We start from the raw sequence: 8,844 nt of genomic DNA, 5'->3' as shown, positions 1-8,844 counted from the left end.
CCGCCGGCCGGTGCTGAGGGCCCTCATCCGGGAGGCCGGCGCGGAGGGCAAAAGCCTGAGAGCCTCCTGCATTGGCTTTACCTTGGCGCCCCGCATCAACGCGGCGGGCCGCATGGGCTGCGCTCCCGTGGCGGCGGAGCTGCTCCTCACGGAGGACCCCGGGTGGGCGGAGGCGCTCTCCCATGCGCTGTGCGCCCTCAACCGGGAGCGCCAGTCCATCGAGGGGCGCATCTATGAGGAGTGTCTGGCCCGGCTGGAGCGGGAGAGCGCCGGGCAGCGGCGCTCCATCGTACTCGCCGGCGAGGGTTGGCATCAGGGCGTAGTGGGAATCGTGGCCTCCCGTCTGGCGGAAAAATACGCCTGCCCCACATTCATGATCTGCGTCCAGGACGGCCGGGGCAAGGGCTCCTGCCGCTCCTTTGGGGGCTTCAACCTCTTCCGGGCGCTGGAATCCTGCGCCGACCTGCTGGAGGGCTTCGGCGGCCATGCCCTGGCCGCCGGCTTTACGATCCTGGAGGAGCACATCGGCGCCTTCCGGCAGCGGATCGACCGCTGCGTGGAGGAGTGGACCGGAGAGCACGAGCTGGCGTCCGCCCTGGAGGTGGACGCTGAGCTGCCCGACGAGAACCTCCTCACCGTGGAGGAGGTGGCCGGACTGGACCTCCTGGAGCCCTATGGGGCCGGGAACCCCAAGCCGGTGTTCTCCCTCAGCGGCTGTACCGTCTCCTCCCTCGCTGAGGTGGGCGGCGGGCGGCATCTGAAGTTGCGCCTGAGCCGGGGCGGCCATCTGCTGGACGCCATTTTCTTTTCCGTGGGCGCCGCGGAGACGGGCGTTGCCCCCGGCGACCGGATCGACGTCACGTTTACCCCCCAGATCAACGAATTCCGGGGGAACCGGAGCGTACAGCTCCAACTGTGCGACCTGCGCCCCGCGCCCACCCGGATGGCGGCGGAGCAGGCCCTCTATGAGCGGCTGCGCCGGGGGGAGGCCCTTTCTGCCCAGGAGGCGGCGGCACTCATCCCCAGCCGGGCCGAATTCACGGCGGTGTGGCGGTATCTCAGCGGCCACGCCCGCCTGGGCCGGGTGGAGGACACCGCGCGCCGCCTGGCCCGGGGCGTCTCCAGGACCTATGGCATCAAGGAGACCGTGATGCGGACCATGGTATGCCTGGAGGTGCTGGACGAGCACGGCCTCATCCAGGTGGAGCAGACCACCGACCATCTGCGCATCGACCTGTGCCGGGTGGAGGGCAAGGTGGACCTGGAGTCCTCCGACCTGATGAAGCGCCTGCGGCGCCTGGCGGAGGGCGGAACGCTCGGCGCCGGCCCGGCGGGCGCGTCGGCGCGCCGCCCGATCTGAAGAAGGTGATTTTATGGACCCTGTCCTGGAGAGCTATTATGCTCTGGAGGAAAAAGTAAAACAATACAATCCGAATCTGGACACCAAGCGGCTTTTTGCCGCCTTCCAGTATGCGGACAACGCCCACTCCGGGCAGCTTCGGAAGGATGGGTCCCCCTTCGTCACCCACCCTCTGGCGGTGGCGGAGATCGTGGCCGAGCTGGAGCTGGATACCGACTCCATCATCGCCGCCCTTCTGCACGACTGCATTGAGGACACCGGCTCCACCCACGAGGAGATCGCCAAGCTCTTTGGTCCGGCGGTGGCCGACCTGGTGGAGGGGGTCACCAAGCTGACCCGGGTGCAGTATACCTCCAAGGAAGAGGAGCAGATGGAGAACCTCCGGAAAATGCTCATGGCCATGGCCAAGGACATCCGGGTGATCCTCATCAAGATCTGCGACCGGCTCCACAATATGCGCACCATGAACTCCCAGTCCGCCCGCAAGCAGCGGGAAAAGGCCCTGGAGACCATGGAGATCTACGCGCCCATCGCCCACCGGCTGGGCATGCAGAAGATCAAATGGGAGCTGGAGGACCTGTCCCTCCAGTACCTGGACCCGGTGGGCTATCAGGAGATCAGCGACGAGCTGCTCCGCCGCTCCTCCGCCCATGAGGAGTTCATGGCGGGGATCCAGAAGAAGATCAAGGACCGCCTGGCGGAGGAGGGCATCAAGGCTACCGTCTATGGCCGGGTGAAGCACATCTACTCCATCTACCGGAAGATGTTCGCCCAGAACAAGACCCTGGACGAGATCTTCGATCTCTACGCCTTCCGGGTCATCGTGGACGACATCCCAGAGTGCTACAACGTCCTGGGCTGCATCCACGACCTCTTCAAGCCGGTGCTGGGCCGGTTCAAGGACTATATCGGCACCCCCAAGCCCAACGGCTACCAGTCCCTGCACACCACGGTCATCGGCCGGGAGGGCATCCCCTTCGAGGTGCAGATCCGCACCTGGGAGATGCACCACACCGCGGAGTACGGCATCGCCGCCCACTGGAAGTACAAGCAGGGCCTTGCCAACGACAAACTGGGCACCGAGGAGGCCTTCGAGTGGGTCCGCAAGCTGCTGGAAAATCAGCAGGACACCGACGCGGAGGAGTACGTCCGCACCCTCAAGGTGGACATGTTCGCCGACGAGGTGTTCGTCTTCACCCCCCGGGGCGACGTGGTGAACCTGCCCGCCGGGGCCACCCCCATCGACTTCGCCTACTCCATTCACTCCGCCGTGGGCAACGCCATGACGGGGGCCAAGGTGAACGGGCGCATCGTCACCTTTGATTACCAGCTCCAGTCCGGGGACATTGTGGAGGTTATCACCTCCAAATCCGCCCACGGCCCCAGCCGGGACTGGATGAAGATCTGCAAGTCCAACGAGGCGCGGAACAAGATCAAGCAGTGGTTCAAGAAGGAGCGCCGGGAGGAGAACATCGTCACCGGGCGGTCCATGTTCGAGTCCGAGCTCAAGCGCACCGGGATCTCCCTGGCCGCCATCACCAGCGAGGAGGTGCTGCCCCACCTCCTCAAAAAGGTGGGCTCCGGCTCCCTGGACGATCTGTACGCCGCCATCGGCTACGGCGGCATGACCGCCCAGAAGGCGGTGAACCGAATCCGGGACGAGCTGGGCCGCCTGACCCGGGATAAAAATGAGAAGGCCGCCGCCGAACGCCTGGCCTCCGAGGGGACCTCTCCCCAACTGGCCGCCCCCGCCAAGCTGATCCCCGGTGCCCGGCGCAGTGAATCGGGCATCATCGTGGAGGGGCTGGACAACTGCCTGGTGAAGTTCGCCAAGTGCTGTACGCCCGTGCCCGGGGATCCGGTGGTGGGATTCATCACCCGGGGCTTCGGCGTGTCCGTCCACCGGCAGGACTGCCCCAACGCCGACCCGGCCCGGCGCAAGCCGGAGGAGGAGGGCCGGTGGGTGAAGGTCTCCTGGGGGGAGAGCGAGCTGGCCTCCTACCAGACCTCTCTGGAGATCTCCGCCAAGGACCGGGACGCCCTGGCCCTGGATGTGACCATGGCGCTCACCGCCGCGAAGGTCAAGGTGCAGAGCTTCTCCGCCCGCAGCCTCCCCGACGGGTACGCCATGGTGTCCATCGTGCTGGAAGTGCGGGACCGGAACGAGCTCACCAGCCTCATCAACAAGCTCGGCCAGATCTCCGGCGTGTACCAGGTGAAACGGGCCACGGGGTAAAACGAAGCGCGGAGGCGCGCGGAGCAGCGCGGATGGACCGGAGCGAGGGCGAGCGGCGGGCCGCAAAGCGGCCCAAAGACCAGCCCGAGTCGGAGGGAAGCCGCGCGTCGCGCAGCCGCCGCAGCGTGACAGGAGAGAAGCGCGGAGCGCCGGGAGCAGGACAACAGCGAAACACGCAGACGAAAAAACAGGGCGGGCCGAGGCCCAGCGGCATTTTTCGCGGAGCGTGACAGACCCGAAGCGCGGAGCGCCCGGGAGCAGGCGCACAGCAAGCCGCAAGGGGCCCCCGCAAAGCCCTGCGGCTTTGCGGGGAGAGGAGCCGGCTTATCGACCCGGCCATCCTTCCACAAAACGATTAGGGAGCAATGGAAATGCCTACAATAGAGATAGAGAGCAAGATAGCCGACGCCTTCCGGGGCGGGGAGATCCGCCGCCGGGAGCTGCGGCTCACCGGCGAGGAGGCCGCGTATATCCGTGCGCATTTCGCCGCCGTGGTCCTCCCCATGGAGCCGGAAGAGGGCAAGAGCTGGTATGAAATCACCTTTCGGGGAGCTGAAAACTGATGGAGACATCCTTCCTGCCCCTCCTGTTCGGCGGGGATATCAACGTGTACAGCATGGCCCGGGCCTTTCATGAGGCCTACGGCATCCGGTCCGCCGCCTACGGCAAGTTCGCCACCGGCGTGTGCTATGAGAGCGCCATTTTGGACTACCGGGTCTGCGCCCAAAATGAGGACGGGCCCACGTTCTTCCAAAACGTGTGCGGCTATGCCGGGGAGCACCCGGACAAGACGGTGCTGGTCATCGGCTGCGGCGACAGCTATGTGAAGCTGGCGGCCCGCTACCGGGATCAGTTCCCCGCCAACGTGATCGCCCCCTACATCGACTACGATCTGATGGATCGGCTCACCAACAAGGAGAAATTCTATGAGCTGTGCGACCAGTTCGGCATCGACCACCCCGGCACCTTCGTCTACCGCCGGGAGATGGGCCATGACTTCCAGCTCCCCTTCGGCGCCCCTTACATCTGTAAGCCCTCCAACGGCGTGGCCTACTGGGAGCACGATTTCCCCGGCAGCGAGAAGGTGTTCTGCCTCCCCACCCGGGAGGCTCTGGAGGCCACCCTGGACAGGGTCTACGCCGCCGGGTACCCCGACTCCATGATCATTCAGGAGTTCATCCCCGGGGACGACAGCTTTATGCGGGTGCTCACCTGCTACTCCGGCGCCGACGCCAAGGTCAGGCTCATGTGCCTGGGCCACGTGCTCCTGGAGGAGCATACCCCCCACGGCGTCGGCAATCACGCCGTCATCATCACCGAGCCCAACGACGAGTTGTGTGAAAAATTCCGGCTCTTCCTGGAGGCCCTGCACTTTACCGGCTTTTCCAACTTCGACATCAAGTACGACCAGCGGGACGGGAAATTCAAGGCCTTTGAGATCAACACCCGCCAGGGGCGCAGCAACTACTACGTCACCGGCGCGGGATACAACCTGGCCCGGATTCTGGTGGAGGACCGGGTGGAGCACAGGCCCCAGCCGCTTACCGTCACCCACAACCGCTCCCTGTGGATGGTGGTCCCCCGCAGGGTGGCCTACGATTACACCCCCAGGCGCTATCACCAGGAGATGCGCGCCCTCATCCAGGCGGGAGCGGTCACCAATCCCCTGCGGTACGGCCCGGATTCCGCCCTGAAGCGGAAGCTGAAGCTGGAGAAGAACCAACTGGGGCACTTCGTCAAATTCAAAAAGTACTACCACCGGCCGGAATAGGGCGGCGCCCGGCGGGGATGCAGGAGGCACAGGAATGGAACAAGAGCAGCGCCTGGGCATTTTGGGGGGGATGGGCCCCCAGGCCACCCAGGTCTTTTACCAGCGGATCCTGGACAAGACCGATGCATCCCGGGACCAGGAGCACGTGCCCACCCTGATCTGGAGCGACACTGGGATGCCCGACCGCACCCGGGCCATCCTCTCCGGGGAGACGGAGCCGGTTTTTGCCCGGCTGCTCTCCGGCGCCCGCCTGCTGGAGCGGGAGGGCTGCACCGTGCTGGCCATCCCCTGCAACACCTCCCATTTTTTTGCCGATCGGCTCCAGGCCGGGCTGCGGGTCCGCCTTTTGAACATGGTGCGCCTCTCGGCGGCGGCCATGGCGGCCCGGGGGTGCCGGCGAGTGGGCATCCTGGCCACCGACGGCACGGTGCGCACCGGCATCTACCAGCGGGAGTGCGCCGGGCAGGGCGTGGAGGCCGTGGTCCCGGGACCCCAGGCCCAGGCCCTCACCATGAGCATCATCTACGACGAGATCAAGCGGGGAGAGAGCGGCTCCCGGGAGAAGTTCGCCGCCATCGACCGGGACCTCCGGTCCCGGGGGTGCGACGGCGCCATCCTGGCCTGCACGGAGCTGTCGGTGTACAAGGAATATCACGGTGTGTCGGAGCTGTACCTGGACGCGATGGACGTGCTGGCCGAGGAGAGCATCCGGGCCTGCGGATATCCCCTACGGAGTGTGTAGCAGGAAGCGAAAGAGGGCCTCGCGGTCCGTCTCCTCCCGGTGGAACTCCGCCTCCTGATAGGCCTCGAAGAGACGGAGCTGCGCAGGGGTGAGCGTATCGCGGAAGGCCTGCTTCAAAGCCGCGTCGTGAGGGGTTTCCGGGGCATGGGCCTCGACAAGGTTGAAAATTTCAGATAAGATATCAGGCATAGTAAACCTCCGTTCGGACATATTATAAAATATCCAAACGGATGTGTCAAGGGGGCATCTTATGGAAATATTAGCGGTCAGACTGCGATCCCTGCGAAAAGAACAGCACCTGCGTCAGTCAGATGTTGCCGAGGCCCTTGAGACAGCGCTGATTACCTACCAACGCTATGAGGCAGGAGAGCGGGACCCCAACGCCCCGATGATTGTCGCCATGGCGGATTTTTACGGCGTCTCGGCGGATTACCTGCTGGGCCGCAGGGACGAGCGGTTGTAGGGCCCTAAGTTGTCCGCCTGCGGGCGGACGGGGATGGAGGATGCCATCCTCCGGAGGCACCGCTTTCTTCCCAAAGAAAGCGGTGGGAAAGAAGGGCCAAAGAGGGGGATTTCGATCTTCCCCCTCTTTGGATTCTCCCCTTTTAAAAACGACCAATCAGGGGGGCCTCGGCCCCCCTATTGGAGACACCCCCAGGAGCTCTTCTCCAGCGGCGTGGGCAAGCCGTCGGGAGAGGTCACAAAGGCCCCCACAAAGCCGTGAGGCTTTGTGGGGAGAGGAGGAGCAAGGGAGTGGAGCGAGAAATCGCCGCAGGCGGTTATGAGCGGAATGGACTTTGCTCCGACGATGAAAGGAGTTTGCGAGGACGTGGAGGATAATCCGTATCAGCGGCTGGCGCGGATCTTTGCGCCGGGGGCGGAGGAGGGCGGGCTGTGCCTGGGGACGGTGGCGTCCTGGCCGGACCAGGAGCACCCGACACGGCCCCACCGGGTGATCGCCGGGGGGACGTCCCAGGAGCGGGAGGACCTGCTCTCGGCGCCGGGACTGCTGCCCCATGGGCTGGCGGCGGGAGACCAGGTGGTGCTCCTGCCCATTGAGGAGAAGCAGCGGTATATCATTCTGTGCAAGGCGGTGAAGGTATGAGCCGCAGGCACCGGCGAAGCCGGGACGCGCTTAGAGCGCGCACAAGCATTTTGCCGCAGGCAAAATCTTGGCGCAGGGCGGATTCACTCCGCCCGAGCAGGTCAAAGGAAGATGGGGCCCCCGCACGGCGGGAGCCGTGTGGGGAGGTGAATACGCGTGTTTGAAGATATTACACCTGAGAGCATCAAGGCGGCCATCCTGGCGGAGGCCGGGGAGAGCCTGGAGACCCGTGAGGGGAGCTTTCTGGACTCCATGGCGGGGCCCGCCGCGCTGGAGATCTGGAAGGTCTACCAGGCGATGAACGCGGTGGTGTCCATCGCCTTCGTGGACGAGAGCTCGGGGGGCTACCTGGACCTGGAGGGGGCCAAGTACGGCATCACCCGGAAGCCGGGCACCCGCGCCCGGTGCGCCATGACCCTCACCGGCACGGCGGGGGCGACGGTACCGGCGGGGACGGTGTTCGTCACGCCGGGCGGGCTGGAGTTCGCCCTGACGGAGGCAGTGGTCCTCACCGGGAGCGGCGACGCGGGAACGGCGGAGGCGGCAGAGGTGGGCAGCGCGTACAACGTGGAGGCGGGGGAGCTGTCTCAGATGGCGGCGACGCTGCCGGGGCTGTCCTCCTGGACCAACGGCCCCGCCGCCGGCGGCACGGACCCGGAGAGCGACGGGGCCCTCTATGGGCGCATCCACGCCTACCTGAGCCGCCCGGCCACCTCCGGAAACGCCTATCACTACGAGCAGTGGGCGCTGGAGGTGGCGGGCGTGGGCGCCGCCAGGGTATTCCCCCTGTGGAACGGCGCGGGGACGGTCAAGGTGGTGCTGGTGGACGGCGGCATGGAGCCCGCCTCGGCGGAGATCGTGGCGGCGGTACAGGCCCACATCGAGGCGGAACGGCCCATCGGGGCCACGGTGACGGTGGCGGCGGCCGCGCCGCTGAGCATCAACGTGACGGCGGCGGTGACGCTGGATGGGAGCGCCCCCCTCAGCCAGGTCAAGACGGAGTTTGAGGCGGCGCTGGACACCTATCTCATGGAGCTGGCCTTCTCGGCCTCCACCCTGCGGTATAACCAGGTGGCCTATCTGCTGCTGAGCATCCCGGGAGTGTCCGATTTTACGGCGCTGACGATCAACGGCGGTACGGGCAACGTGAGCATCGGGGATGAGCAGGTGCCCGTGAAAGGGACGGTGACGCTCACATGAGCAAATGGATCGGCTATCTGCCGGACTTCTACGCCGCCTCGCCCCAGATCGCGGCCCTCCAGGGGGCGCTGGAGCAGCAGACCGAGGCCCTGTGGACGGCGGAGAACGGGCTCATCGACCAACTGGACGTCAACAAGGCCACCTGGGGACTGTCCTGCTGGGAGGCGTCCCTGGGGCTGGATGTGGACGTGTCCCGCCCCGACGCCTACCGGCGGACCCGCATCCTCTCCAAGCTGCGGGGGCAGGGCACCACCACCGTGGCCATGATCCAGAACGTGGCCGAGAGCTTTTACAACGGCCAGGTGGCGGTGGAGGAGCAGCCGGAGGCATACCGTTTCGACATCCGGTTCCTGAGCAGCATCGGGGTGCCGCCCAACCTGGACGACCTGTCGGCGGCCCTGGAGGAGATCAAGCCCGCGCACCTGGCATA

General features: G+C 65.8%; 10 protein-coding genes. 9 read left to right on the top strand and 1 reads right to left on the bottom strand.

The window, feature by feature from the left end; genetic code table 11:
- The 5 genes from ABUA09_RS17500 to cuyB all read left to right on the top strand — a co-directional run.
- Positions 1 to 1,360, top strand: a 1,360-nt coding sequence (locus ABUA09_RS17500) for a single-stranded-DNA-specific exonuclease RecJ (RefSeq protein ID WP_349949579.1), incomplete at its 5' end; no start/stop codon positions are given.
- Between the two features lie 13 nt (positions 1,361 to 1,373).
- Positions 1,374 to 3,596, top strand: coding sequence for a RelA/SpoT family protein (locus tag ABUA09_RS17495; RefSeq protein WP_349949578.1), 2,223 nt, complete (start codon positions 1,374 to 1,376; stop codon positions 3,594 to 3,596).
- Between the two features lie 371 nt (positions 3,597 to 3,967).
- On the top strand, positions 3,968 to 4,159 hold the full coding sequence (locus ABUA09_RS17490) for a hypothetical protein (RefSeq protein ID WP_033119185.1): 192 nt from the start codon (positions 3,968 to 3,970) through the stop codon (positions 4,157 to 4,159).
- Positions 4,159 to 5,367, top strand: coding sequence for a carboxylate--amine ligase (locus ABUA09_RS17485; protein ID WP_033119186.1), 1,209 nt, complete (start codon positions 4,159 to 4,161; stop codon positions 5,365 to 5,367). The genes ABUA09_RS17490 and ABUA09_RS17485 overlap by 1 nt, the downstream gene beginning before the upstream one ends.
- Before the next feature lie 34 nt (positions 5,368 to 5,401).
- The gene (gene cuyB, locus ABUA09_RS17480; protein WP_033119187.1) at positions 5,402 to 6,109 is read left to right on the top strand and encodes a cysteate racemase; all 708 of its coding nucleotides are present in this window, start codon (positions 5,402 to 5,404) and stop codon (positions 6,107 to 6,109) included.
- Here the strand turns inward: cuyB and ABUA09_RS17475 are convergent.
- Positions 6,095 to 6,298: a hypothetical protein gene (locus tag ABUA09_RS17475; RefSeq protein ID WP_058116795.1), complete on the bottom strand. Its 204-nt coding sequence runs from the start codon at positions 6,296 to 6,298 to the stop codon at positions 6,095 to 6,097. The genes cuyB and ABUA09_RS17475 overlap by 15 nt on opposite strands.
- A 61-nt stretch (positions 6,299 to 6,359) precedes the next feature.
- Between ABUA09_RS17475 and ABUA09_RS17470 the strand changes: the two genes are divergently transcribed.
- From ABUA09_RS17470 to ABUA09_RS17455, 4 genes are all read left to right on the top strand, one after another.
- The gene (locus tag ABUA09_RS17470) at positions 6,360 to 6,572 is read left to right on the top strand and encodes a helix-turn-helix domain-containing protein (RefSeq protein ID WP_033119189.1); all 213 of its coding nucleotides are present in this window, start codon (positions 6,360 to 6,362) and stop codon (positions 6,570 to 6,572) included.
- Positions 6,573 to 6,890: 318 nt separating this feature from the next.
- Complete coding sequence (locus ABUA09_RS17465; RefSeq protein WP_279202455.1) at positions 6,891 to 7,214, top strand: DUF2577 family protein; 324 nt, start codon at positions 6,891 to 6,893, stop codon at positions 7,212 to 7,214.
- Between the two features lie 156 nt (positions 7,215 to 7,370).
- Positions 7,371 to 8,414, top strand: coding sequence for a baseplate J/gp47 family protein (locus ABUA09_RS17460; RefSeq protein ID WP_129868804.1), 1,044 nt, complete (start codon positions 7,371 to 7,373; stop codon positions 8,412 to 8,414).
- Positions 8,411 to 8,844: putative phage tail protein (locus ABUA09_RS17455; protein ID WP_349949576.1), on the top strand; the 434-nt coding region annotated here is incomplete at its 3' end. The genes ABUA09_RS17460 and ABUA09_RS17455, both read left to right, overlap by 4 nt.

It is taken from the genome of Intestinimonas sp. RTP31139st1_F5_RTP31139_211217 (assembly GCF_040226735.1).
Lineage (GTDB): Bacteria > Bacillota > Clostridia > Oscillospirales > Oscillospiraceae > Intestinimonas > Intestinimonas butyriciproducens.
This window is presented reverse-complemented; position numbering and strand designations above follow the sequence as displayed.

Bases quoted from the DNA above. Each gene is read 5' to 3' on its own strand.
- ABUA09_RS17495 (WP_349949578.1), top strand. From the start codon at position 1,374: ATGGACCCTGTCCTGGAGAGCTATTATGCTCTGGAGGAAAAAGTAAAA.
- ABUA09_RS17490 (WP_033119185.1), top strand. From the start codon at position 3,968: ATGCCTACAATAGAGATAGAGAGCAAGATAGCCGACGCCTTCCGGGGC.
- ABUA09_RS17485 (WP_033119186.1), top strand. From the start codon at position 4,159: ATGGAGACATCCTTCCTGCCCCTCCTGTTCGGCGGGGATATCAACGTG.
- cuyB (WP_033119187.1), top strand. From the start codon at position 5,402: ATGGAACAAGAGCAGCGCCTGGGCATTTTGGGGGGGATGGGCCCCCAG.
- ABUA09_RS17475 (WP_058116795.1), bottom strand. From the start codon at position 6,298: ATGCCTGATATCTTATCTGAAATTTTCAACCTTGTCGAGGCCCATGCC.
- ABUA09_RS17470 (WP_033119189.1), top strand. From the start codon at position 6,360: ATGGAAATATTAGCGGTCAGACTGCGATCCCTGCGAAAAGAACAGCAC.
- ABUA09_RS17465 (WP_279202455.1), top strand. From the start codon at position 6,891: ATGAGCGGAATGGACTTTGCTCCGACGATGAAAGGAGTTTGCGAGGAC.